The sequence below is a fragment of the Paenibacillus sp. FSL R7-269 genome, from assembly GCF_000517865.1.
Taxonomy (GTDB): Bacteria; Bacillota; Bacilli; order Paenibacillales; family Paenibacillaceae; genus Paenibacillus_AQ.
Window position 1 is genome coordinate 161,271 of sequence record NZ_ASPS01000012.1, and the last position, 24,956, is coordinate 186,226.

General features: G+C 55.9%; 20 protein-coding genes and 1 pseudogene. 13 read left to right on the forward strand and 8 right to left on the reverse strand.

Translation table 11 applies throughout. From position 1 onward, the window contains the following. Complete coding sequence (locus C162_RS05370; protein WP_036692075.1) at positions 1 to 1,065, forward strand: hypothetical protein; 1,065 nt, start codon at positions 1 to 3, stop codon at positions 1,063 to 1,065. A 470-nt stretch (positions 1,066 to 1,535) separates the two neighbouring features. Here C162_RS05370 and C162_RS34120 read toward each other — a convergent pair whose 3' ends face one another. Beyond that, on the reverse strand, positions 1,536 to 3,206 hold the full coding sequence (locus C162_RS34120) for an ATP-binding cassette domain-containing protein (RefSeq protein ID WP_051493251.1): 1,671 nt from the start codon (positions 3,204 to 3,206) through the stop codon (positions 1,536 to 1,538). Then, positions 3,203 to 4,015 carry an ATP-binding cassette domain-containing protein gene (locus tag C162_RS05380; RefSeq protein WP_084648832.1) on the reverse strand — a complete coding sequence of 271 codons (813 nt, stop codon included), beginning with the start codon at positions 4,013 to 4,015 and terminating at the stop codon, positions 3,203 to 3,205. Before C162_RS05380 ends, C162_RS34120 begins: the two co-directional genes overlap by 4 nt. A 224-nt stretch (positions 4,016 to 4,239) precedes the next feature. On the opposite strand from C162_RS05380, the gene C162_RS05385 reads away from it, so the two are divergent. Continuing rightward, a complete protein-coding gene (locus C162_RS05385; RefSeq protein WP_036692081.1) occupies positions 4,240 to 4,848 on the forward strand; it encodes a biotin transporter BioY in 609 nt (202 codons plus the stop codon). A gap of 381 nt (positions 4,849 to 5,229) precedes the next feature. Here the strand turns inward: C162_RS05385 and C162_RS05390 are convergent, their stop codons facing one another. The 3 genes from C162_RS05390 to C162_RS05400 all read right to left on the reverse strand — a co-directional run bounded on the left by C162_RS05390 (position 5,230) and on the right by C162_RS05400 (position 9,595). Continuing rightward, positions 5,230 to 6,714, reverse strand: coding sequence for an alpha-amylase (locus tag C162_RS05390; protein WP_036692084.1), 1,485 nt, complete (start codon positions 6,712 to 6,714; stop codon positions 5,230 to 5,232). 117 nt (positions 6,715 to 6,831) lie between these two features. Further along, the gene (locus tag C162_RS05395; protein WP_036692086.1) at positions 6,832 to 7,677 is read right to left on the reverse strand and encodes a DUF72 domain-containing protein; all 846 of its coding nucleotides are present in this window, start codon (positions 7,675 to 7,677) and stop codon (positions 6,832 to 6,834) included. Between the two features lie 325 nt (positions 7,678 to 8,002). After that, the gene (locus C162_RS05400; RefSeq protein WP_036692090.1) at positions 8,003 to 9,595 is read right to left on the reverse strand and encodes a histidine kinase N-terminal 7TM domain-containing diguanylate cyclase; all 1,593 of its coding nucleotides are present in this window, start codon (positions 9,593 to 9,595) and stop codon (positions 8,003 to 8,005) included. 380 nt (positions 9,596 to 9,975) lie between these two features. Here C162_RS05400 and C162_RS05405 point away from each other — a divergent pair, with 380 nt between their 5' ends. The 6 genes from C162_RS05405 to C162_RS05430 all read left to right on the forward strand — a co-directional run bounded on the left by C162_RS05405 (position 9,976) and on the right by C162_RS05430 (position 16,703). Further along, entirely contained in the window at positions 9,976 to 10,758 is a 783-nt protein-coding gene (locus C162_RS05405) for an ABC transporter ATP-binding protein (RefSeq protein WP_036692092.1), read from the forward strand. 2 nt (positions 10,759 to 10,760) lie between these two features. Then, positions 10,761 to 11,573 (forward strand): ABC transporter permease, encoded by an 813-nt coding sequence (locus C162_RS05410; RefSeq protein ID WP_051493252.1) that lies wholly within the window; start codon positions 10,761 to 10,763, stop codon positions 11,571 to 11,573. Further along, positions 11,573 to 12,427 (forward strand): ABC transporter permease, encoded by an 855-nt coding sequence (locus tag C162_RS05415; RefSeq protein WP_051493253.1) that lies wholly within the window; start codon positions 11,573 to 11,575, stop codon positions 12,425 to 12,427. Before C162_RS05410 ends, C162_RS05415 begins: the two co-directional genes overlap by 1 nt. Positions 12,428 to 12,633: 206 nt before the next feature. Continuing rightward, positions 12,634 to 13,743: an ABC transporter substrate-binding protein gene (locus C162_RS05420; RefSeq protein ID WP_051493254.1), complete on the forward strand. Its 1,110-nt coding sequence runs from the start codon at positions 12,634 to 12,636 to the stop codon at positions 13,741 to 13,743. 98 nt (positions 13,744 to 13,841) lie between these two features. Next, complete coding sequence (locus C162_RS05425; protein ID WP_036692094.1) at positions 13,842 to 15,305, forward strand: CoA-acylating methylmalonate-semialdehyde dehydrogenase; 1,464 nt, start codon at positions 13,842 to 13,844, stop codon at positions 15,303 to 15,305. 30 nt (positions 15,306 to 15,335) lie between these two features. Further along, the gene (locus C162_RS05430; RefSeq protein ID WP_036692097.1) at positions 15,336 to 16,703 is read left to right on the forward strand and encodes an aspartate aminotransferase family protein; all 1,368 of its coding nucleotides are present in this window, start codon (positions 15,336 to 15,338) and stop codon (positions 16,701 to 16,703) included. On the opposite strand, the gene C162_RS05435 is transcribed toward C162_RS05430, so the two are convergent. Then, entirely contained in the window at positions 16,669 to 18,357 is a 1,689-nt protein-coding gene (locus C162_RS05435; RefSeq protein ID WP_036692099.1) for a PucR family transcriptional regulator, read from the reverse strand. The genes C162_RS05430 and C162_RS05435 overlap by 35 nt on opposite strands. A gap of 304 nt (positions 18,358 to 18,661) precedes the next feature. Between C162_RS05435 and C162_RS05440 the strand changes: the two genes are divergently transcribed. The 4 genes from C162_RS05440 to C162_RS05455 are packed head-to-tail and all read left to right on the forward strand — an operon-like array spanning position 18,662 to position 23,042. After that, positions 18,662 to 20,053 carry an NAD(P)-dependent oxidoreductase gene (locus C162_RS05440; protein ID WP_036692102.1) on the forward strand — a complete coding sequence of 464 codons (1,392 nt, stop codon included), beginning with the start codon at positions 18,662 to 18,664 and terminating at the stop codon, positions 20,051 to 20,053. 32 nt (positions 20,054 to 20,085) lie between these two features. Further along, the gene (preA, locus tag C162_RS05445; RefSeq protein WP_036692104.1) at positions 20,086 to 21,375 is read left to right on the forward strand and encodes an NAD-dependent dihydropyrimidine dehydrogenase subunit PreA; all 1,290 of its coding nucleotides are present in this window, start codon (positions 20,086 to 20,088) and stop codon (positions 21,373 to 21,375) included. 1 nt (position 21,376) lies between these two features. Then, complete coding sequence (gene hydA / locus C162_RS05450) at positions 21,377 to 22,804, forward strand: dihydropyrimidinase (protein ID WP_036692106.1); 1,428 nt, start codon at positions 21,377 to 21,379, stop codon at positions 22,802 to 22,804. 1 nt (position 22,805) lies between these two features. Further along, complete coding sequence (locus C162_RS05455; RefSeq protein WP_036692109.1) at positions 22,806 to 23,042, forward strand: hypothetical protein; 237 nt, start codon at positions 22,806 to 22,808, stop codon at positions 23,040 to 23,042. Between the two features lie 7 nt (positions 23,043 to 23,049). Here the strand turns inward: C162_RS05455 and C162_RS05460 are convergent, their stop codons facing one another. After that, positions 23,050 to 23,556 carry a GNAT family N-acetyltransferase gene (locus C162_RS05460; protein ID WP_036692111.1) on the reverse strand — a complete coding sequence of 169 codons (507 nt, stop codon included), beginning with the start codon at positions 23,554 to 23,556 and terminating at the stop codon, positions 23,050 to 23,052. Positions 23,557 to 23,674: 118 nt separating this feature from the next. After that, positions 23,675 to 24,349, reverse strand: a complete 675-nt coding sequence (locus C162_RS05465; protein WP_036692114.1) for a cohesin domain-containing protein — start codon at positions 24,347 to 24,349, stop codon at positions 23,675 to 23,677. A 167-nt stretch (positions 24,350 to 24,516) separates the two neighbouring features. On the opposite strand from C162_RS05465, the pseudogene C162_RS35225 reads away from it, so the two are divergent. Beyond that, a pseudogene (locus C162_RS35225) lies at positions 24,517 to 24,951 on the forward strand (YrpD family protein); the annotation flags it as partial. Positions 24,952 to 24,956 lie beyond the last annotated feature (5 nt).

Consider the following 24,956-nt stretch of genomic DNA (forward strand, 5'->3'; position numbering starts at 1 on the left):
ATGTTCAAGAAGGTATTAGTTATTTCTGCGTTGACTATGGGCCTGCTGATTTCCGCCGGTCCGGCGAATGCCGGCCCCAAAGAGCAGCCGGTTAATGAGCAGACCGATGTGGTATGGGTTAGCGGAAATGCAGTGGCACTTGTGGATCATGTGAATAATAGAGCCGATATCGTTGACTTACATACAAACACTGCGATTACGATATCTGAGGACTCCAGCCGTATCCTGGACTTACAGGTGATGAGCAGTCCCCCGAAAATTGTGCTGCTTAAACAAGGCAAGGGCACTAAAATTTCGAAATCCGTATTCTCCTCTAGTGGACGTCTCCTCAGCAAAACGGATATCCCGCTTAAAACGGCAGGGGATAAAGTGAAATGGGTAGCTCCAAGCGGTAAAACCAATGAACGGATCATGGTCCAAGCGGGGAATACCTTCAGCCTCTATCAGTATCCCTGGGCGAAGCCGAATGTAACTTACAATGCCAAGTTCGTTGATAAGGGCTATGAGAATATATCTGTAATGGATTGGGATTTTCAGGGATACCCGTATTTGGCGGTTAAGTATCAGGCACAGGGCATTATGAGCACGGACTATCTGGTGAAGCTGGTTAATCTGTATTCAAGAAATGAGACGGTAATCAAGGACTTCAATACGGACTTCTCCATTCAATCCAGCGGGAACTTCTATGCGGCCTACACTTCCTACACTTATCAGCCCGTACCGGGGAATGTCAGCCGTCCTTCAGCCGATGAGGCTCAGAAGGTCTTCCGGTTAATCAGCAAAGCTACCGGCAAAGAAACGGCTTCAGTACAACAAATCTTCAAAGAGGAAGGCGACATTTCCGGTTGGGTTACGGGAGCGGTTAACGGTCAGGTTTTTGTGGGGGATCTGCAGGGGCACTCATGGTCTCTATTCTCTCAGGGGGGCGCGGTGCTGCTGAAGAATCAGGAATGGCCGAAGAATGGCACCACCAAATTCCTGTACGCTAATGTGAAGTCGAAAACAGCGTATTTCCTGGATTATTCCTCCGGTGATATCTCGGTCCTTGCGAGTACCTTGAAGTAATTAAAGCTGCTGTAGCTGCAAAAAAGTTGCCGCCCTCTCCGATAGCTGGGGGGGCGGCTTGCTTGTGATTAGGAGTGTGCGCTGTTGGGGGGAGTACTCGGACGCATGCTAAAGGAGTAAATGGTGTACCAAGATTGTATGAGAAAAACCGAATACATTGGACGGCGAGAGGTAGCACGGGCCGAATGTATGCCAAAAACAGCATACAATGGGCGGTGAGATGGAATGTGGGCCAAATGTATGCCAAAAACAGCATACAATCAGCAATGGGCTGACGCGAGGGAGCGTAGGCCGAATAAAGGCCGATGGAGCAAAAATCAGGGGCGCTAGCGCCCCTGATTTAGCTGGATGCCCCATAAGTAGGTGGATAGCTAAGGCGGGTTTAACTATATTAGCTGCGAAGCACGTATAAGTTCTTGCATGATCCATCCGCTAAGGTGATTTTGTTCGCGGACTCGCTCCGTATCCGCTCAGCTAATCCGGGCTACCCACCACAGTGTAGCTGCAACAGCCAGGATACCTATCGCTGCCAGTGTATCACGCCTGCTCCAGCGGAGCTGATAGACAGGGGTCCGCTGCTTGGCGGGATCATACCCCCTTGATTCTACGGCTGTCGCCAGCTCATCGCCCATACCCAGGACAAGAATCAGCAGAGGCACGATGATTAGGGCGATCTGCCTCGGGGACCAGCGGGCCATTCCGCGGGCGCGTCTTCCGCGTGAGCCCAGCGCCAGCTGCAGCTGGGCCAGCTTGCTGAGAATCCACGGCACGAACTGCAGGGTCACGGATACGGCAAGCGACCAGTTACGGGTGCGGATGCCCAGGGTCCGCAGTGGAGCGATGCCCCATTCCAGACCCTCGCGCAAGGGGGCTCCGGTGGTCGTCTCGGTGAACAGGAAGCCCAGGGCAATCAGCAGCAGGAAGCGCAGCACGCTAATTCCCCCGCGCTCCAGTCCTGCATAGCTGAAGCTGAGCGGCCCGAGTACGAGGTCGGGAGAGCTCCAGCTAAGGCCGGACAGCAGCCAGAGGAACAGGAACATCAGCAGGAACGGGCGGAAGAAGCGGAAGGCCCGGCGCCAGGAGATGCGAGCCGATGCCGCGAGCCCGGTCAGCAGCCCGGTGGTAAGCAGCAGCGGAAGCAGAGTGTTCATCCCTAACAGGACCAGCGAGCCGAGAATCATCCCCAGCCATTTGGCCCGGGGATCAAGGCCTTGCCAGCCAGATCTGCGTGGAGGGTCCTGTTCGCGACTTGGGCTGCCGGATGTTGAAGCGCCACTGCGTGCAGAGTCGCCAGAGTCTGCGTGCCTGCTGTCTGCTTGCGGGATAGGCAGCGGGTGCTTTTCCAGCCCTGCCAGCAGCTCCTCCAGACTGTCCGGGACTGCTCCCAGCAGGCCATGCTGCACTGCTCTGCGTCCCATGGAAGCATAGACGGGGGGCGTGAGTCCGGCGTCTGCCAGCAGGCCGGGGTCGGCAGTCAATGCCGGAGCAGGACCGTCATAATGAATAGCGCCCTGCTTCATCACGATGACCTTGTCTGCAACCGGCAGGAAGCTGTCCAGATCATGGGTGCCGATGATCAGGGTCAGGCCGCTGCTGCGCAGCTGCTGCACCATTTCGAGCAGTGCTTGCGCTGCCTGCGGGTCCAGCCCTGCGGTCGGCTCATCCAGAATCAGGAGTCCGGGTTCTACGGCCAGGGCTCCCGCAATACATACGCGCCGCTTCTCACCTCCACTAAGCAGAAAGGGTGAGCGCCCGGCGAATTCATCGTAAGCCAGCCCGGTCTTCGCCAGGGCGCTGGCGATGATCTCTGGACGCTTCTCCTTGGACACCCCGCGCTCCATTAGGCCGTATTCGATATCTTTATGTACCGTAACCGCGAACAGCTGCGTCTCCGGCTGCTGGAACACCATGGATACTGCTTCGGCGGTCTTGGAGTCCGTCTTCTTCCCGTGATCGTAGAGTATCTGCCCGGAGGAAGGCTGTGCAAGACCCGCGAGCAGACGGAGCAGCGTAGATTTACCGCTCCCGTTCACTCCGCAGAGGACGGTCAGCGTACCTGTAGGGATATCAAGAGAGATCTCATGAACCGCTGGCCTGCTGCCTTCATAGCAAAAGGAGAGCTGCTCTGTATGAATTCTCATAGCAGCTCCTCCAGATCCTGCCCGGTCAGCGGCAGCAGATGAAGCGGCCAGCCCTGCTTCAGCAGCAGCTTCCCGACCCGGACAGCCGGAGAAGGAAGCCAGCCGAGTGTCTCCGGCAGCTCCGAGGTATAGAACAGGCTGCGCGGGCTGCCGTCATAGAGCAATTGTCCCTCGCCCAGCACCGCGATGCGCGGGCTTGCGGCTAGCTCCTCCATCCGCTGGGTGACCCAGAGGATGGTAGTCCCCGCCTGCCATAGCCCCTGGGCCAGCTCCAGAATATCTGATCTTCCCTCAGGGTCCAGCATCGAGGTGGCCTCATCGAAAATGATCATATCGGCTTCCAGTGCCAGGCAGCAGCCTACCGCCAGGCGCTGGCGTTCTCCGCCGGACAGCGTGGATACCTCTGCTTCTGCTTTATGGCTTAGCCCTACCTGCTGTAGAATCTCATGGATTCGTGCAATCATCCGCTTTCGTTCCAGTCCCCGGTTCTCCAGCCCGAAGGCGATATCCTCGAAGGGGGTGGAGCCCACCGTCTGTGCTTCGGGATTCTGAAATACAAGCTGCACATGTTGCTTCACAGCCGTCCGGTTCTCCGGCAGGCGCAGGTCCAGTCCGGCCACGGACAGACTGCCGCCCGAGGGGGTATTCAGTCCGTTGAAGGAGCGGATGAGCGAGGATTTGCCGCAGCCGTTGGCCCCTGTGAGTGCTACCCATTCCCGGGGCTCTATATGAATGTTAATCCCTTGCAGTACCGTACGGCGATGCTGCCCCTCCCGCACAGACAAGCTTATATTATGCGCCCTGATCATCTTCATGCCTGCTTTCCGTCCAGCTCTAGTCAACAATTGCTACCCATTATAACAAAGTTTTCAGGATTGATGTATCTGGAGGGGGATGTTATAGTGATCCCAAGTGAAAACGGCTTTGCCGTCCTTCTAAAGGACGGTACCGTTTCTGCGGGAAATAGAAGGATAATTTGTAGCGTGAAACATATAAATTCTTATATTTTAAAAAAAGGGGGAACCTCCCGGCCATGAAGAAATGGACAACCCGCGGCCTGATATTCAGCGCTTTATTTGCCGCTGTCATGATAGCTCTGAGTTATTTAAAAATCTCGCTGCCCTTCTCCACGGTACCCATCACCATGCAGACCCTCGCGGTAATGCTGGCTGGTTCTATCCTTGGGGCCCGTTACGGGGCACTTGCTGTACTGATCGTAATCGGACTCGCTGCTGCCGGATTCCAGGTGATGGGCGGAAGCGGAGGATTAGCGGTCCTGGTTGGCCCTACCGCCGGATATATCTTCTCCTGGCCGTTCGTGGCCTGGCTGATTGGCTTTTTCGCCGAACGCATCAAGCAGGACAAATACACCTTCGCGAAGCTGCTGGCCGTTAACTTTATCTTCGGGGCACTGTTAGTTTATCCGGGCGGTGTGGGATGGCTTGCCTATTCTACAGGCATGGATTCACTCGGCAAGGCACTGACGGCTGGCATGTGGCCGTTTCTTCCGGGCGACCTGCTCAAAGCAGTCCTGTGTTCGGCTGTAGTAACCGCAGTATGGAAGGTATATCCGATCGAACGTATTCTGAACAATGACACAGGCGTCTGGGCTGACGGGGATAACACAACCACAAGCCGCTAACCAACAGAAGCAAATGCTAACTGCAAGCTATGTCTTGCACAGCATAAATAGGCGAATTCATAGCCCCCGTGGCGTGGATTCGCCTATTTTGCGTTATTCATAATAGAAATTCTGTAGAGTTCATCAGATGTTGTGCATGTTGTGGATAAGATGTGGATAACATCGGGGATAAATCCCATTGTTGGAGCTGAAAGTGGGCCAGGTGAGTACCAGATGAGCAAATAAGTAGCTTGTTTTCGTTTATAAAGAGCAATATATTTCTTTTGTGTATAATATGTGGATAAAATGGGAGGTTTGTTGCCCGGGGAGTGAAGCCGTTTCACAGCTATAAAAGAATGCCGTCCCCTAATCACAGGGACGGCATTCTTCATCTTTACAAGCTTACTCCTCCGCGCAGGCATCGGCCGGCTTCGGCTCGGGTAAGGCCCAGACGGAGACGCTGCCGCCGTTCACCGGGAATACGGCCCAGCCGTCTTCACCGATGGTGACGGACTCCTCACGGTTATGGGTGAAGTCCTCCCATACCTCCCCGCTGCGCGCTTCGCCCACGAACATCCGCTTCTCTCCGTTGTCTCCGTTGGAGATGACTACAGCGCAGCCGGAGCCTTCGATCTCCTGAACGCCGCGCCGGACCCAGCCGATGGTGTTCGGATGGTCGAAGTAATCGTCCTGCTCCCCGTACGCCTTGGTGTAGCGGGCGCAGAGCAGAGGATCGATGGCGTCCTTCTTGCCTTCCATCGGGGCAGGGCCGCCGATGCCGTAATAATCCCCGTAGAAGACCACGGGATATCCGTCGCGCCGCAGCAGAATCAGGGCATAGGCACTTTGCTTGAACCAGTCGCCCACCCAGGATTCCAGCGCTTCATGAGGCTGGGAATCATGATTGTCGACGAAGGTGACAGCATTCGCGGGATGTGTCTGGACCAGCGTATCATCGAAGATATGCGTCAGGTCGAAGTCCCGGCCTGCCAGTGCAGCGGAGTACAGCTTGTAATGAAGAGAGACATCGAACAGATCGATCTGGTAATCGACAGTGTTCAGGAATTCGCGGCAGGCCTCCAGATTGGAGTTCCAGAATTCACCGACGATGTAGAAATCCTCGCCGCGTTTCTTTTTCATCTCCATGGCGAATTCCTTGATGAACTCGTGGTTGATATGCTTGATTGCATCCAGCCGGTATCCGCTGCATTGCAGCGTATCCACCAGCCATTTGCCCCAGTTCAGCATCTCCTGCTTCACATCTGCATTGAGGTAATCGATGTTGGCGAACATCAGATAGTCGTAGTTGCCGAATTCGGTATCCACATTCTCATTCCAGCCTTTATTCGTGCCGTCAATCCGGAAGACGCCGCTGCGGCCTTCCTTGGCATCGAAATCGGTCCCGTTGAAGTGAGTATGATTCCACTTGAAGCTGGAGTATTCATCCCCGCGCCCCGGGAAATCGAATTTGGTCCAGCCTTCAATCTCGAACGGCTCGGAGATATCCTTGGTACGGTCGTTTCGATCCACCTCAATGACCTCGAAGACCTCCGTCTCATCCGCTCCGGCTTTATGGTTCATGACCAGATCCACGTAGACCGCAATGCCGTTCTTCAGGCACTCGGCAATCGCGTCGATTAACTCCTGTTTGGTTCCGTACTTTGTGCGCACATCGCCCTTTTGATCGAATTCACCAAGGTCGTAGAGATCGTAGACCCCATAGCCGGTATCTTCGGGCGAGACGGCCTTAGTCACAGGGGGGACCCACACCGAATCAATGCCCGCCGCCTTCAGCTCCGGGGCCATCTGGGCCAGGCGTTTCCAGTGTTCTCCGTCCGCCGCGACATGCCATTCAAAAAATTGCATCATAGTATGATTTCTCTTCATATAGGTAGGCCTCCTTTACATGTGTAAGACAACTCCGACGGTTACCCTGATCTGGAGATTCTGGTAATGCTGGCGCTTCAGCAAGGAGTAGAAGAGATATATGTAGACCTCTGTACATCAGGTGAACAAGTCCAGCTGGCGCGGGGCCAGTCCGCCGTCGATCCCGAGCAGCGATTGCAGCTCTAGAGCATTAGGAGTGGCATCCCCGGCAGAATTATTATTAAATACCACGTAAATATTCTTACAGGTCTGTTCAAGCTCCAGCAGCCGGTCCCGCCACTGCGTCAGTTCCTCGGTGCTGTAGCAGTACAGATAGCGAAGCTTGCGCCAGTCCGGGTGACTGCTCTGGTTCCAGCCTGCGGTGTTGCGCCCATGCAGCCGCACGTAGGTGAGGTCCGGCCGGGTGGCGACAGGGACAATCGGGACGGAGCCGGAACCTGCCTGCGGCTCGTCGGCTATCGTATGAATCCAGCCTTCCTGCTCCAGGAAACGGAGGGTCCGCTCACGCATCTCAGGGCTGTACCAGGAATCATTACGGAATTCGATGGCAGCGGGCACATCCAGCAGCAGCTCCTTCGCCTCACGCAGGAAATCCACGTTGTCTTTGGTGCAGTCGAACCAGGGCGGGAATTGAAACAGGGCCATCGCCAGCTTCCCCGCTGAGCGGACAGGAGCGATAGAGGTATGGAAGGCCCGGTACATCTCCTCCGGCGTATCGTAGTAATTCTTTTTTTCCCGCAGATGTCCGGTCATTCCCTGATAAGCCTTCACAATGAATTGGAACGCCTCCGGCGTCTGATTCACCCATTTCTCGTAATTTCGGACCGGCTGAACCGCATAGAAGGAGCTGTCAATCTCCACAATGGGAAAATGGGCGCTGTAGGCGGGCAGGCGGTCGGCGGGTTTGATTTTGCCGTACAGCTCCTCATGGTCTCCGAAGCCGGTCAGCCCAATCTTGATCATAGTCCCCTCCCCCTCACAACTACCGGAATTAAGACCGAACGGATCGGCTAACTCTTATTAAACTGAAAACCCGCCTATGCAAACAACAGGAGAACAGGAATGACGGAAATCAGTGCGGAACCAGGAAAGAACTGGAGAGAAAAAGGGGCTATGGAAGCTGGTATCACCAAAAGAGCAGGCAGATATACCCGGCGGGTGCCTTTTATTCAAATATAAGAATTTTTATGGTACCGTCCTTTAAAAGGACGGCAAAGACGTTTCTACTTGATATGCGCAGAGAAAGCAGGAGGTGCCGCGCGGGGCAGGAAAAGAGGGCTTGCCTCCATCACATGGGCTTGAAGCGGGTGATGGAGGAGACGCCATAGAGATGAACGCTATTGCGGCCGTTCCGCTTGGAGGAATAGAGGGCGTGGTCTGCTTCTGAGAGCAGCTCCTCCAGTGAGATCGAACGGCGGAAGGCTTCAGTTACGCCGAAGCTAGCTGTGATTTTAATGGTTCCGGTGAAGGTGGAGAAGGTGCTCTGCTCGATGTCCCTGCGGATGCGCTCAGAGATCAGGGCCGCTTCCTTCAAGGGGGCTCCCGGCAGGCTTAAGACGAATTCCTCACCTCCGTACCGTCCGAAGACGTCCCCCTCCCGGACATGCTGGCGGCATACGCTTACTACATGCTGTAAGGCCATATCCCCGTGCTGATGCCCGTAGCGGTCGTTAATATTCTTGAAGAAATCGATATCCAGCAGGATGACCGAGAAAGGGGCGGCGGAGCCGGCAGCTTCCTTCAGCCGCTCTCGGCTCAGCTCCATGAAGTGGGTCCGGTTGTAGATGCCGGTCAGGCTGTCGATGGTGGCGAGCTGTAGCAGCTTGTCCTGGAGCAGGGTCCGTTCAGTAACATCGATCAGCATGATCATCCGCCCGGCGAGATGGCCGTCATGCTTCTGCACCGGGGAGGAACGGACCTGATAATAGCGGACTTCTCCGCCGGAATGCCACACCAGCTCCTGCTCTTCACTGATCTGCGGATTGGAATTCATTACATAATCGACCGCCTCTTTGCCGGCAGGCAGGAAGAGCTGGGCCAGCGGGCGGCCGATGGCGGCAGCATCCAGATCTTCAAGCATCTCGGCAGCGGCCCGGTTATAGTCCACCAGCTTGTCGGAGAGGTCCATGACCAGTACGCCGTCGCGCATGCTCTCGAACAGATTCTCGCGGGCAATCGGCGCGGCAGTCAGCATCCCTCTGGACAGAATGGCCCATATATACAGGGACGAGGTTACGCTCATCACAACGGGAACAGGGTCTGTTCCATACGGAGTCAGGTCCATCAGATAGAGGAAGGCCCCCAGCGCAGGCAGGAATTGTCCAACAAAAATAATCAGCATCTGCCGCAGATAAGCCCGCCGCATCCGCCCCCAGCGCCAGAGGATCAGGCACATACCCGCCAGCATACAGCCGAAGGTCAGACTGCCCTGCACGATATACCAGGGCCCCATGACGATATCCACCAGCGGTGTAGGTGCGTCTCCCCGGAAGTAGATAGACTTATAGAACAGGTGATGGGAGTCGTTGGTCCAGACAAGCACCGTGGAGATCACGGGGACGGAGTAGAGGAAGACCAGCAATTTTTTGGAGACCAGCTTCTCTAAGCCTACGAAATGCATGATCATCAGCAGACTGGAGGGCGCGATGTACGGCATTCCGAGATACTCCAGCTTGATCCAGAACTTAATCTGTTCCATCGAGTTCCCTGAGAGTTCAAGTGCGAAGGCAAATGTGTATACCGCCGAGGCGGCGGAGCTGACGATGAATGCGCGCAGACCCGAGAAGTCAGTCTTCCTGTAAAAAGCAAACAGGGCGAGCAAGGCGTTCAGCACACCGGAGATCGAAACGATAATAATGTAGTTGGAAATCATAGATGCCATGGGGAATGCCTCCATGGGTTGGGATGAGCATAGGACATTGGGAATAGTCTCCTGGACACAAAATGACATGCATGTAAAGGATAGCACACATCCGCGAAGATGACATGGCGGGGTGGCGCAGCCGTTTCCACTTATGGTTACTTACTATTTTATCGGCAATCCGTTCTATTATTTACACTGTAAGCGGCCCCTTAGACAAAGTGACGGAATTTCACAGCCTCAATCTTACGCTTTGTCTAATGTGGGATTAGCAGGCAAAGTGTAACATGTTAATTAATCCTACATGAATAAATTAAAAGCACGGAAAACGCGATAATGACGCGATTATTATGTTATTTTAATTAACATTAAATAGATTCAGGGATGGAGGGGGACTGGAGATGTCACTAGTAGCAGCAACAATTCCTGAAATACAGCTGGAGCATGTCGAAATGCGTTACCAGACGGAGACGGCAGATGTGCTGGCCCTGCATCAGGTAAGTCTTGATATTGCCAAGGGGGAGTTCGTCTCCCTTCTGGGCCCTTCCGGGTGCGGAAAGACTACGCTGCTGAGGCTGATGGCAGATCTTATCACACCAACGGCAGGGAATATCATGGTGGCAGGCAAAAGCGCCAAGGAGGCCCGGCTGGCCCAGAAATACGGCATTGTGTTCCAGAGTCCGGTGCTGTATGACTGGCGGAAGGTCAAGCATAATATTACGCTGCCGCTCGAGCTGCTGGGCGTTAAGAAATCGATCCGTGAGGACAAAGCGCTGGAATTGCTAGATCTCGTAGGCCTGCAGGGGTTCGCTGACAAGTATCCCTGGCAGCTCAGCGGGGGGATGCAGCAGCGCGTAGCCATTGCCCGGGCACTCTCCATGGAGCCGGAAATTCTGCTCATGGATGAACCGTTCTCGGCGCTGGATGAATTCACGCGCGAGCGGCTGAATGAAGAGCTGCTCTCCGTCTGGAGTAAGGTGCAGAGCACGATTGTGTTCGTTACCCATAGTATTCCCGAATCGATCTTCCTGTCGGACCGGGTATTCGTTCTGTCTCCGCATCCGGGCAGGCTCTCGGCAGTCGTTGATATTCCGCTGCCCCGTCCGCGTACGGCGGACATGAGGAACAGTCCGGAGTTCTTCGAGCTGATTGCCCGTATCCGCGACAGCTTCGAAGGGGTGTAGCTATGAAGCTGAACCGTGCGTTAATGCGGGGGCGTACACTGCCGCTGCTTGTCTGGATCTGCGGCCTGCTGGTGCTGTGGGAGGCGGTCTCCTGGTGGCTGCTGCATGTGGCGAAGACGCCGCTGGCCCAGTCCAAGCTGCCTTATGTCCACGAGGTGGCGCTCACCCTGTGGCAGTACAGCGGCACCCTTCTCCGGGAAGGGGGAGCCACCTTCGGCAATGCCGGGGTGGGCTTTCTGATTGGCGCGCTCTCCGGAGTGCTGCTGGCCGTGCTGATGAGCCTCTCCCGGATGATAGAGCAGCTTGCCTTCCCGTATGCCGTTGCTTCGCAGATGATTCCGATTCTGGGGCTAGCGCCGATCATATACGGGATTGTGCGGGATGAGCAGATGTCGAGGATCATCATCTCCGGCTATATCACCTTCTTCCCGGTGGCGCTGAATATGCTGCGCGGTCTGCGGAGTGTGGACCCTTCGGCCCTGGAGCTGATGCACTCTTATGCCGCTAAGCCGTGGGCTGTATATTGGAAGCTGCGTTTCCCGGCAGCACTGCCGGGGCTGTTCAGCGGTCTGAAGATTGCCGCGCCGCTGGCTGTAACCGGCGCAATTCTGGTCGAGCTGATGGGTGCGCAGCGCGGGATCGGGGTTATTATGCTCCGCAATCTCTATTATGGACCCTCCCATACCTATATGTTCTGGTCCACGGTGCTGGTCGGTGCTCTGCTGGGTATGACCAGCTATTGGCTGATGAGTCTGGTGGAACGTCTGGTAGCCCCCTGGCAGCCGGAATTCCGTCCTCAAGGAGGCAGCCGCTAATGGACATCAATACGGTTCGCGAATTCTCGTCCTCTAACAACGTTATTACGGCAGATACGGATCAAAGCAGAGATCCGTGGAAATTCCTGAGATGGCTGAACCCCGGGTTCGTGCTGCCCCTGCTTGCCGGAGCTTTGTTCCTGCTGCTGTGGGAGCTCCAGATCTTTCACCGTATCTTCGATCTGAAGAAATATCAGCTCCCCTTGCCCTCCGCCATCGCTGAAGCGATGCGGGATAATCTCAGTCTGCTGCTCTCTTACACCGGGTATACCCTCACTGAAGCTGTTCTTGGTATGCTGATCGGCTCCGGCTGCGGCTTCCTGATTGCCTTGGCTGCCACAGCCTGGCCCCGATGGGGCGGCGGCAGCCTCACGATGGTAGCTGCACTCAATGCCGTGCCTATTGTGGCGCTTGCCCCGATCATGAACCTGTGGTTCGGAGACGGCATCGGCTCGCGGGCGGCGATTGTGACCGCGACCACGATGGCGGCTATGGCGATCAATGCCTACAAGGGCATGGCGGATGTAGACCCGCTGGCGCTGGACCTGATGCATTCCTATGCGGCAGGCAAGCGGGCGGTATTCCGCCATCTGCGGATTCAGAACAGTCTGCCTTATGTATTCACCGCCTTGAAGATCAACGCAACAGCGAGCATGATCGGGGCAATTGTCGGGGAGTTCTTCTTCTCCTCGCGGGGGCTCGGGTATCTGCTCTCGAATTCCATCAAGGTGGCGAAGATGCCGCTGGGCTGGGCCTGCATCGTGCTTGCTGCGGTTGCCGGAGTAATCTTTTACCTGGCCGTGGAGCGGCTGGAAAAGGTATTTATCAAGTGGCACCCTTCCCGGCGAGCGTAGCGTGAATTCCCGCAGTATCCGCTGCGCCCGTAATCGCAATGCCTGTAATCGCAACATCTGCAACCCTGGAACTGTTACATCCGGTTTGTATGCTGGCAGGAGATAAAGAAGCTGCCAGGCACAAGCTGTATGCATATAGCAATAAGAGCGCAATCATGCTGTGTCAGGCTGTCTTACAAAAAACTTGAGTGGTAGGGGGAGTTGCTATGATGAAGGGTAAACAGGGCAAAACTCGTGGCGGGTTATGGCTTGCGGCGGTTCTAATGCTGATCTCGCTGCTTGCAGGCTGTGGCGGTAACAACAACGCCGGTCCCTCCGATGCAGAAGCGACTGCGGGGAATGCGGCGTCAGCTTCGCCGGAAGCTGCGGCGACCACAGAACCGGCGGCTGAGCCGGTCACTGTGAAGCTGCAGCTCAAATGGGTGCCGCAGGCACAGTTCGCAGGGTACTTCCTGGCGCAGGACAAAGGGTATTATGCGGCAGAGGGCCTGAAGGTCGAGATTCTGCCGGGCGGGCCGGATATCGTGCCTGAGCAGCAGGTGGCCGGCGGTTCGGCCGATATCGGCGTGGACTGGGTGGCGAGTCTGCTGACCAGCCAGGAGCAGGAGATGCCGCTGGTGCAGATCGCCCAGATTTTCCAGAAGAGCGGGCTGGTGCTGGTATCCAAGAAGGAAGCGGGCATCACTACACCCGCTGAGCTGAAGGGCAAGAAGGTGGGCAACTGGATGGGCGGCAATGAGTTTGAGCTTCTGGCGCTGTTTGATAAATACAAGCTGGATTCAGGCAAGGATCTGAACTTCACCAAGCAGGGCTTCACGATGGACCAGTTCCTCGGCGGTGAGCTGGATGCGGCCTCGGCCATGACCTATAACGAATATCAGGTGGTGCTGGAGTCGGGCATCAAGGCAGAGGACCTCAGTGTTATCGACATGAATGACGAAGGTGTGGCGATGCTCGAAGACAATCTGTTCGCCAATAAGGAGTGGCTGGAGGGCAACAAAGAGACGGCTGCCAAGTTCGTCCGTGCTTCCCTGAAGGGCTGGGCGGATGCGATTGCTGATCCCGAAGCGGCTGTGGACAGTGTGATGAAGCTTGCCGAGGCGGGCAGCACGACCCGGGAGCATCAGCTGACGATGATGACAGAGGTTGCCAAGCTGATCCAGCCGGAGGGCTTCGATGCTTCCAAGTTGGGGTATACGGATGCTGCTGCTTTCCAGCAGACCGCCGATATCGCGCTGAAATTCGGGGTCATTAAGACGGCTTCCAAGGTGGAGGAGGCCTACACGAACGAGATTGTGGAGATGGCGGCGAAATAACAGGTAATAGGATTCCTTCATAGCTGAAGCAGATGGCCGCCTGGTAAGGCGGTCATCTCTTCTAAATAGCGACGAACACAGGAAAAGAGGTGCAGACGATGACACTGCTCACGGGGCAGGCCGGTAAAGTGATGAACTATGTGAATGGAGCTTGGGTGGAGTCCTTATCCGGGCGGCAGGAGGAAGTGTTCAACCCGGCGACAGGTGAGGTGATTGCCTATGTGCCGATTTCCAGCCGGGAGGAGCTGAATGCGGCGGTGCGGGCAGCTTCGAGAGCCTATTCCGCGTGGAAAAGAGTCGCCGTTCCGCGTCGGGCCCGCTATTTCTTCCAGTACCAGCAGCTGCTGGTGCAGCACAGCAAGGAGCTGGCTGAGCTGATTACGCTGGAGAACGGCAAAAGCCTGGAGGAAGCGCTGGGCGAGGTGCAGCGCGGCATCGAATGCGTGGAATTTGCTGCCGGCACTCCTACGCTGATGATGGGCAGTCAGCTGCCGGATATCGCGACAGGCGTAGAGTCCGGCATGTATCGTTATCCCCTGGGAGTTGTGGGCGGCATCGCCCCGTTCAACTTCCCGATGATGGTGCCCTGCTGGATGTTCCCGCTGGCGGTAGCCTGCGGCAATACCTTTGTTCTGAAGCCCTCCGAGCGGACACCGCTGCTGGTGAACCGGCTGGCGGAGCTGTTCGCAGAAGCGGGCTTCCCGCCGGGGGTGCTGAATGTAGTACACGGGGGGCATGAGGTGGTGGACGGCCTGCTGGCGCATGAGGAAGTGAAGGCTGTCTCCTTCGTCGGCTCGCAGCCGGTGGCGGAATATGTCTATAAGCAGGGGACCGCACATGGCAAGCGTGTGCAGGCGCTGGCCGGCGCGAAGAACCATTCGATCGTGCTGAAGGATGCCGATCTGGACCATGCGGTGAAGAATATTCTATCCGCAGCCTTCGGCTCCGCGGGCGAACGGTGCATGGCCTGCGCTGTAGTGGTGGTGCAGGAGGACATTGCCGATGAGCTGGTGAGCCGGATCGCGGAGGCCGCGGACGGGCTGAAGATTGGGAACGGCAAGGATGAGGGGGTGTTCCTGGGCCCGGTCATCCGGCAGGCGAACAAAGACCGGACAATCGATTACATTGAAGCTGGGCTTGCCGAGAAGGCGGTGCTGGTGCGGGACGGCCGCAAGGATGCTGCGGCCGCAGGCAGCGGCTATTTCCTGGGCCCGACGATCTTCGACCATGTGCAGCCGGGTATGAAGATCTGGCGTGACGAGATCTTTGCGCCGCTGCTGTCAGTGGTGCGGGTGAAGAATCTGGCGGAGGCGATAGCGGTCACCAATGAGTCGCCCTTCGCCAACGGAGCGTGCATCTACACGGACAGCGCCAGGGCGGTCCGCGAATTCCGTGAGGAGATCGATGCCGGGATGCTGGGCGTCAATCTGGGCGTGCCTGCGCCGATGGCGTTCTTCCCTTTCTCAGGGTACAAGAAATCGTTCTATGGAGATCTGCACGCGAACGGCCGTGACGGTGTGGAATTCTACACCCGCAAGAAAATGATTACCGCGCGTTACTAAAAGAAGGAAAGCTAAGGAGGAGAGTGTGTCATGCAGAGTCTGGGCAAAGAAAGCGAGCTGGCGGTTAAGAAGGACCAGCGGTACTTGTGGCATAATATGACCCCTTACAGTGAGCAGCATCCGCCGATGATTGCAGCTTCCGCAAGCGGCTCATGGGTTACCGATATCGATGGCAATAAATTCCTGGACGGCATGTCCGGCCTGTGGTGTGTGAATGTAGGGTACGGGCGCAAGGAGCTGGCGGAGGCGGCGTACAACCAACTGCTGAGCCTGCCCTATTTCCCGCTGACGCAGAGCCATATGCCGGCCATCGCGCTGGCCGAGAAGCTGAATGAATGGCTGGAGGATGAGTATGTCATCTTCTTCTCCAACAGCGGCTCGGAAGCGAACGAAGCAGCCTTCAAAATCGCCCGCCAGTACCAGCAGCAGACCGGCCAGCCTGACCGCCATAAATTCATTGCCCGCTACCGGGGCTATCACGGAAGCTCGCTGGGCGCCCTGGCGGCGACCGGGCAGGCGCAGCGCAAGTACAAGTACGAACCGCTGGGAGGCGGGTTCCTGCATGTAGCGCCGCCTGACAGCTACCGCCGTCCGGCCGGCATGACTGAAGAGGCGTTCAACCTCCAGTGTGCGCAGGCGATTGAGGATATGATCGTCTGGGAAGGCGTAGCCTCTGTAGCGGCGGTGATTATGGAGCCGGTCATTACCGGCGGGGGCGTGATCGTCCCGCATCAGGTCTATATGGACCGGGTGCAGGAGATCTGCCGTACCCACGGCGTATTGCTGATTATCGACGAGGTGATCTGCGGCTTCGGGCGGTCCGGCCGCAAGTTCGGACATCACAATTTCGGAATCAAGCCCGATATTGTCACGATGGCGAAGGGGCTGACGAGCGGCTATCTGCCGTTATCGGCTACCGCTGTACGTAAGGAGATCTACGAGGCCTTCAAGGATAACAGTGATGACTACGGGCATTTCCGTCATGTGAACACCTTCGGCGGCAATCCGGCTGCCTGTGCGCTGGCCCTGCGCAATTTGGAGATTCTGGAGCAGGAGCAACTAGTGGAGCGGGCCGGAATTCTGGGCCACAGGCTGGCGGACGGGTTCGCCGGGCTGCTTGGGCATAAGCTGGTTGGTGATATCCGCAGCTTCGGGCTGGTCGTTGGGATTGAGCTGGTGGCGGATAAGTCCACCAAACAGCCCGCCGAGCTAAGCATCGTCAAGGGGATTATTGCGGACTGCAAAGCCAAGGGGCTGATCATCGGCAAGAACGGCGATACGGTGGCTGGCTTCAATAATGTGCTCACCTTCGCTCCGCCGTTATCCTCGGCAGATGAGGATGTGCAGTTCATCATCGATACCTTCACAGCTGTGCTGAACGGGAGCTGGGCAGAGTGAATTTCTCCGGGTACAGGAACTGGTAGGCGCGCAGGGCGACCTGAATGGAGATCCGGTTCTCCGGGAGCATGAAGTCCTCGCCGAGCAGCTCGGTGATTTTGTCCAGCCGGTAGTAGAGGGATTGCCTGACGATGAAGAGGCTGCGGGCGGCGATCTGCTTCGACCCGTCATGATCGAGGTAGACGCGCAGCGTCAGCAGCAGCTCGCTGCCTTTTGCCTCATCATGGTCAATCAGAGGGCCGATATAGCTGCGGATGAAATTCTCCAGCGTCTTGCCGTCGTTCAGGCTCAGCAGCAGCTGGAAGACGCCTAACTCCTCATACATGAGGACCGGCTTCTGGTAACAGGAATAGAGGGACAGCGCTTGTACCGCTTCCTGGTAACCGGCATGAGCATGCTTCAGGCCCCGGTGGGACTTGCTGACTCCGATGACGAGCTGCAGGTCCTTCAGCTTCTCATCCGCACGGATATGCTGCAGGGAATCGAGTGCCTGCTGCAGGCGCAGCTTGCCGGGCAGCTTGGACTGGATATCCAGCGCAATGACGGTCAGCCGGTTGTTCTTCAGGGTGATCAGCGGCCGGAGCGAGTACTTCTCGAAGATGGAGCGCAGGATGAGCGAGAGATGGAAGGTGATGGATTCCCAGTCATTCTCCGAGCTGTTCCATTTGACATCCCGGGGATTCTCGATCTCGATCAGGCAGACCCGGTAGGGCAGTTCATTAACCAGGTTGAAGTCCGGGCCGACCAGTCCCTTAAGCCGGTTGTCGTCCTGAGTGCGTCCCCCGACCAGCTCATCCACCCACAGATTCTCCGAGAACAGCTTCCGTTCCTCCATGTACCGCGTGCGGAGCAGCTCCTGTGCGATGGATAAGGAGGCCGAATCGAGCAGCAGGCAGTCGAATTCCTGCGGCTTGTGATTACAGACCATCAGGATATAGGCCCAAGTCTGGTCCAAGGCTCCAACGGGCTTCACGGCGATGGTCTTATGGCCGTATTCGCGGATATAGGGGGCGGCCTCCGGCACTGCTCCCTCCATTTCTTCGCTGAAGGTCTCGAAGAAGCCAAGCAGCGGACGCTGCTCCTCTGGCGCAAGGGCCGGGAAGAAGAGAGGTTTGCCTTGCAACTGCATATAGAGAATCTGTGTGCGGGTGCTTTTACATAACAATTGCAGGACCTTAAGGGTTCCCTGGGAGGTTAGGGTCAGCCGGTGGAATTCGCGGGAGATACTCTCCAGCTCTTGCAGCATCCGGTGGTGGCGGTTGATGATGAGGGAATGCAGATCGAGTGTAATATCGACGAACCGTACAGTGCGGGTAAATTGGATCAGCGGAAAATCATGCAGGTTCGAAAGAGCGATCATCTCCTGCGGAATGGCACTGAAGTAAGCTCCCAGCTCAATGCACAGGCAGGCGGCGTTCTTATCAATCAGATTCTGCATGAAAGACAGGGCGGCATCCAGATCCGTGCTTGCGCTCATTCCGGTGGTCAGAATCATCTCTTCCCCGTGAATCAGACTCTCCAGGCTCGCGCTCTCCAGCACATGCACCCAGCGGATGGCCCGGTTCAGGCCGTTTCTTCCCCCGATCAGCTCAGCTTCAGCGAACAGCGGCCGCTTCAGCGCGTCGCGGATCGTAAATACAAGTTCCCAGTCCATAAGCTTCCCCCTCATTCCCTTCGTTCTCAGGCCATTCTCACAGGTAAAAAAGTGACTTTTGAAATTAGACAATCTGTCTAATGTAACGAAAAAGCGGATTGACTATAGTTTGAATATAATATGTCAGAAAACTTAACTTAAATTGGAGTGTGATTAGCGATTTTATTGGCTTGAAGTTTATTTTACTACAATAATTCTTACAAGTATGCAAAATATTAAGGCGATCATCGTAATAATGTTATATTATATAACATAAATTCGAGCCGAGAGTGGAAGCTACTTTGGCCAGAAGGAGGGGTACCCGATGGAGCAATCTTCACCGTTAACCACATTGACACCGGAGCTGTTCATGCGTAATTTTGCCGAGGCAGAGCCGGGGCTTACCCGCAAGGGGGCCATCGAGGAATCCAACCGCTGTCTGTACTGCTATGATGCGCCGTGTATCAAGGCCTGTCCGACCAGCATCAATATCCCTTCCTTTATCAAAAGAATCGCGACCGACAATCTCAGGGGATCGGCGCAGACTATCATGGATGCCAATCCGGTCGGCGCAAGCTGCGCAAGGGTATGTCCTACGGAGGAGCTGTGCGAGGGAGCCTGTGTGCTGAACGGCGCTTCCGCGCCGATTGAGATTGGCCTATTGCAGCGGTACGCTACGGATTGGGCGATCCGCAGCGGGCTCCAGCTTTTCCAGGCGGGTGAACCTAACGGCAAGAAAGTAGCGGTGATCGGCGGCGGACCGGCAGGTCTGTCAGCAGCCAGAGAGCTGGCACGCGAAGGCTTCCAGGTAGTGATCTATGAGGCAAAGCAGCTGGCCGGTGGCCTGGATACCCACGGGATTGTCTCCTTCCGGCTGCCGCAGGACATCTCGCTCTGGGAAGTGGAGCAGGTGGAGAGGCTGGGCGTAGAGGTCCGCACGGGAATGAAGGTGGGAGTGGATGTTTCCATAGAAGAGCTTAAGGCCGGATATGATGCGATTGTGCTGGCGGCCGGAATGGGTTACGTCCCCCCGCTGGGGATTGAAGGCGAGAAGCTGTCCGGTGTCTATGATGCGATCGAGCTGGTGGAGACCACCAAGACCGGGATTCCCGCCCTGGAGCTGATGGGACAGCGTGTCGCTGTTATTGGTGCAGGCAATACGGCCATTGATGCGGCCACCTGCTCGGTGCGGCTCGGCGCGGCGAACGTGAAGATGATCTACCGCCGGACGCGCGGGGAGATGACGGCTTATGATTTCGAATATGAATTCGCCAAGCAGGAGGGTGTGGAATTCAACTGGCTGACCCTGCCGAAGCGGATTGTCGGGGATGGAGAGGGGAATGTTGCGGCACTGGAATGTGTGCGGATGGAGCTGACCGGTGAGGCCGGGCCGGATGGACGCCCCACTCCCGTGCCGGTGGCAGGCTCGGAATTCCTGCTCCCGGTGGATGCTGTAGTGGTGGCTATCGGCCAGAAGCGTCGGATGGACCTCATTGAGGCGTTGGGGCTTAAGCATACGCGGGGTGTAGTGGAGATTGATCCCGCAACCGGCCGCACCTCTGATCCGCAGATTTATGCTGCCGGCGATATTGTTTTTGGCGCAGGGACGGGGGAGGCCATGGTGGTCTCTGCCGCACAGCAGGGCAAAGATGCTGCCTATGCGATTGTGAAGCAGTGGTCAGGCCGTCAGGATGGCGTAACCGGCTCTGCCGTATAAAGCGGATTTCATAGAAGAGGGAGGGAATGGCAATGGCAGATCTCAGTATTGATTTTGCAGGCATCAAGTCACCGAATCCATTCTGGCTGGCCTCTGCGCCACCTACCAATACAGGCTATCAGGTGCAGCGCGCGTTCGAGGCAGGCTGGGGCGGCGCGGTGTGGAAGACGCTTGGGGAGCCGGTCATCAACACCTCGGCCCGGTTCGCCGCCGTTCATTTTGGCGGACAGCGTGTGGCGGGCTTCAACAACATTGAGCTGATTACCGACCGTCCGCTGGAGGTCAACCTGAAGGAAATCTATGAGACGAAGCGGAGATTCCCGCACCATACGATTATTGCTTCCCTGATGGTGGAGCCGAAGCGGGAGAAGTGGCATGAGATTGTGAAGCGCGTGGAGGCTATCGGGGTAGACGGTCTGGAGCTGAACTTCGGATGTCCGCATGGCATGGCTGAACGCGGTATGGGCGCGGCTTCGGGCCAGCAGCCTGATCTGGTGCAGGCGCAGACCACCTGGGTCAAGGAGGTGGCGACTACACCGGTCATTGTGAAGCTGACGCCGAACATCACCGACATTACCGTGGTGGCCCGGCATGCCGTCAAGGGCGGAGCCGATGCAATCAGCCTGATCAATACGATCAACAGTCTGGCGGGTGTGGACATCCACAGCTGGAATACGATTCCGAATGTCGGCGGACAGGGAGCACACGGCGGTTATTGCGGACCGGCCGTCAAGCCGATTGCCCTTAGCATGGTGGCGGAATGTGCCCGGGACCGTGAAGTCGGCGTGCCGATCTCCGGCATCGGCGGCATCTCCACCTGGCAGGATGTCGTCGAATTCATGCTGATGGGCTCAACCGGGATTCAGGTCTGCACAGCGGTTATGCATCATGGCTTCAGGATTGTGGAGGAGATGATCGACGGTCTGAACCATTACCTGGACGAGAAGGGGCTGGCTTCGGTAACCGAGCTGATTGGCAAGTCGGTGCCCAAATATTCCAACTGGGGCGATCTTGATCTTAATTATCAAGTCGTTGCGCGGATCAACGAGGAGAACTGCATCAACTGCAATAAATGCCATATTGCCTGCGAAGACGCCTCTCATCAATGCATCGATATGCTGACGAATGCGGAGGGCAAGGCGATTCTGCAAGTGCGCGAGGAGGATTGTGTAGGCTGCAATCTGTGTTCGATTGTCTGCCCGGCAGACGGAGCCATTGATATGATTACCCTTGAGGGCGGAGCGGCCCCGATGAGCTGGAATCAGCGCAGCCGGATCATCAGCGGGGTTAACGGTGCTTATTCGGAAGCGGAGGTGGGTTAAGATGAAGAAGATCATCAAGCATGGAATTATCGTTACAGCGGCAGATACGTATAAGGGGGATGTGCTGATTGAAGACGGAATCATCAGCAGCATCGGCCTGAATCTGGAAGCGCCGGGAGCGGAGATCATTGATGCTTCCGGCTGTTATGTCTTTCCGGGAGGGATTGATCCCCATACCCATCTGGATATGCCCTTCGGTGGTACGGTTACCGCCGATGACTTCGAGACCGGCACAATTGCCGCTGCTTACGGCGGAACCACCACGGTGATTGATTTCTGCCTGACCACGAAGGGGCAGCCGCTCCAGCAGGCCGTAGATACCTGGCATCACAAATCGCAGGATAAAGCGGTCATCGACTACAGCTTCCACCTGATGGTGTCAGAGCTGAATGATAAGGTGCTCAGCGAGCTGCCGCAGATTATCGAGCAGGAGGGCATCACCTCGCTGAAGGTGTTCATGGCCTACAAGAATACGTTCCAGGCTGACGACGGGGTGCTGTATAAGACGCTTCAGGCGGCGAAGCGCGAAGGGGCGCTGGTCATGGTGCATGCCGAGAACGGCGATGTCATCGAATATCTGGTGGACCAGGCGCTGGCCGCAGGCAATACCGATCCGATCTATCATGCGCTGACCCGTCCTCCTGAGCTGGAAGGCGAGGCGACGGGGCGGGCGGCTTATTTGACCGGGCTGACGGATTCGCAGCTCTATGTAGTGCATGTCACCTGCGCCGAGGCGGCCTGGAAGATTGCGGAGGCCCGCAAGAAAGGGCTGCGCGTCTACGGCGAGACCTGCCCGCAGTATCTGGTACTGGATCAGTCGGCGCTGGCGAAGCCGGACTTCGAGGGAGCCAAGTATGTCTGGTCCCCTCCGCTGCGCGAACAGTGGAACCAGGATGTACTCTGGGATGCCCTCTGGAGCGGGACGCTGCAGACCATTGGCTCTGACCAGTGCTCGTTCAACTTCAAGGGGCAGAAGGAGCTGGGCCGGGGCGATTTCTCGAAGATCCCGAACGGTGGACCCACCATCGAGGACCGGTTCAGTGTCCTCTACTCCGAAGGGGTGCAGAAGGGCCGCATCACGCTGAACAAATTCGTGGATATCATCACTACCTCAAGCGCTAAGTTGTTCGGCCTGTTCCCGCAGAAGGGCACGATTGCCGTGGGCAGCGATGCCGATATTGTGATCTTCGACCCGGCAGTGGAGCGGACACTGTCGGCAGAGACCCATCATATGAATGTGGACTACAATGCATTCGAGGGGCTTACGGTCAAGGGCGAGCCGGTCTCTGTGCTGAGCAGGGGAGAGTTTGTCATCAAGAACAAGGTATTCGTCGGTGCCGCAGGACAGGGGAAATACCTGCACCGCAAGCGCTTCGAGGCTGAAGCACCCCAACCGGCCCAGGCAGAAATCAGCGGAGGAGTGGTCTGAGATGTCAGCATTTGCAGAGTTCGACCGGGAACGGCAGGAAATCGACAATCTTATCGGGCTGGGCTACACCGTTGCCGGAATCTATGAGGATCTGGACGGTGCCAGGGTTACGTTCATCCGCAGTGAGCCGGCCGGCGGGCCGGTGGAGCTGCTGCTGCTCACAGCGGACGCGCGCAAGCATGTGACGACGCTGCTTGTTGGCCGAACCAGGCAGGCTGCTGCTGAGATTCATCGGTGAACCCGCATTACAGTGAATCAGTCCCCGTATATTCCTGACGAAGGATCGACATGATTGTCAGCGATTCAAATCCACCCTCCGTCTGTATACAATCGCGGAGGGTGCCTTCCTTTTTGAAGCCGGCCGCTTCATAGATATGCTGCGCTCTGACATTGTAATCCTTGACGTCGAGCCACAGCCGGTGTGTATCCGTATGATTGAATGTCCAGTGGATCAGCAGCTTCAGCGTCATTGTTCCGTAGCCGCGGCCCTTGGCCTGAATGACAATCCGTTTGATGCATAGTGTGCGATTAGAGTCCTGAAGCCCTGCGAGAATCACATACCCCACCCGTTCCCCCGTTGTATCTTGAACAATCAGATGCCTAAGATCTCCATCATCCAGAGCGGCTGCGTGCTGTTCCCTGTTCCACTGGCCGACGAACCGGCGGTTAGCCTCGGCCCCTTCGGCAGCCAGGACGAAGTCGAGATCATCCGGGGCCGTTGCCCGTATCTCTATAATTTCTGAGTGCAGCATTGCAAGACACCTGCTTCCCAAGTATGTATATACACCATAGTACAAGAATTATAGACGGCAGCCAATTATGTAAGGGATATGTATGTGGATGGAGCTGCCGCAACTGTAGGATACGCTGCTACGTCAGTCGGTTAACAGACTCTTGCGGAGAGAAGACGGACACGGACGGGGATTGGGTAATTTCGATCCTTGCCGGAGAGTTCGCTGTGACATCGGGCGAGTAGAGATAGAAGCTGTTCGCGGCTTCAGAGGTGCGGATTCTGGTGAATTCATTGGCCAGACTGATCGTTGAGGAGGAGGCAAGCGTAAGTTCCTTGACCCGCAGCTTGAAGGTGACCAGAGTTTGCTCTACCGCCGGGATCGTCTGCTGTCCGCTGCTTGCTTCAACCTGAATATCGATGCCGCGCATACTTGTGTTTTTTCCGAGGTAGATACTGCCATCGACAGGACTCTGAAAGTTGAACTGGAACAGGTTATCAACCTCGCTTCCAGCCGTATAATTCCCTTCCGCATAGACTGAGTGCTGCGTATATTCAAGGTTGTCGAATACCTGGCTGTCATATTGGATAATGAAGTTAAGAGAGCTGTAGCCGGGGTCATTTGGTGCGAAGTCTTTTAAATGCACCAGCACAGTCACCTCTTCCCCTGGAATATAGGTCTCTTTGTCAGTGGTGACCACAACAGACATGGCAGGTGCGGTGTTATCCACTGCAGCCTCACGGATCATGGACATCATAAGCGGCAGTACCTTCATTCCTCTGACTGCCTGCTTGAATCTATTCCTCTTATTCATGTTTCATCCCCCATTGCCATCATAATGATGCATCCCTATGCACGAATGATCTTGTATATGAACAATGGTAACAATTGTCACTGATAAAACACTGATAAACGTCGAACCATGGCGTAAAATATCGATTATTTTTGTATCATCTGTAGGAGCAAGGGTGGAAGCCTGCATATCAAATTAATGGTAGTACCACTAATGCTTCATTTGAAGCGCCATATAATCAAGTTCAGAGTGCTAACGCCTACATGGCAGGTTCTCAAGTTACTTTTTATGCAGGGTACAATAATAATAAGAAAATCCGTTTGAAAATTGATGGTACTGCTATTTGTGGTGATATTGGATGTAGTAGTTCAGCTGATAAACCGTTGACAACAATAATAGTATCCAATACCGATTATAATATTCAATCATCAAGTTTTCAGAAGTGGAAGCTCTTATCAGTTGTGACTGGAGATGATTACGGAAAAAATAAGTCGGAATTTACTAATATCAAAGTTGACGGAGTACCTGTGCTTAGTAATGTTTTTCCTGCTCCAGACCAGGATTATGCTACCGTAACACGTGATGCTAGTAATAATGTTATAATTGCCGTAACTGGTAAGTAACTAAT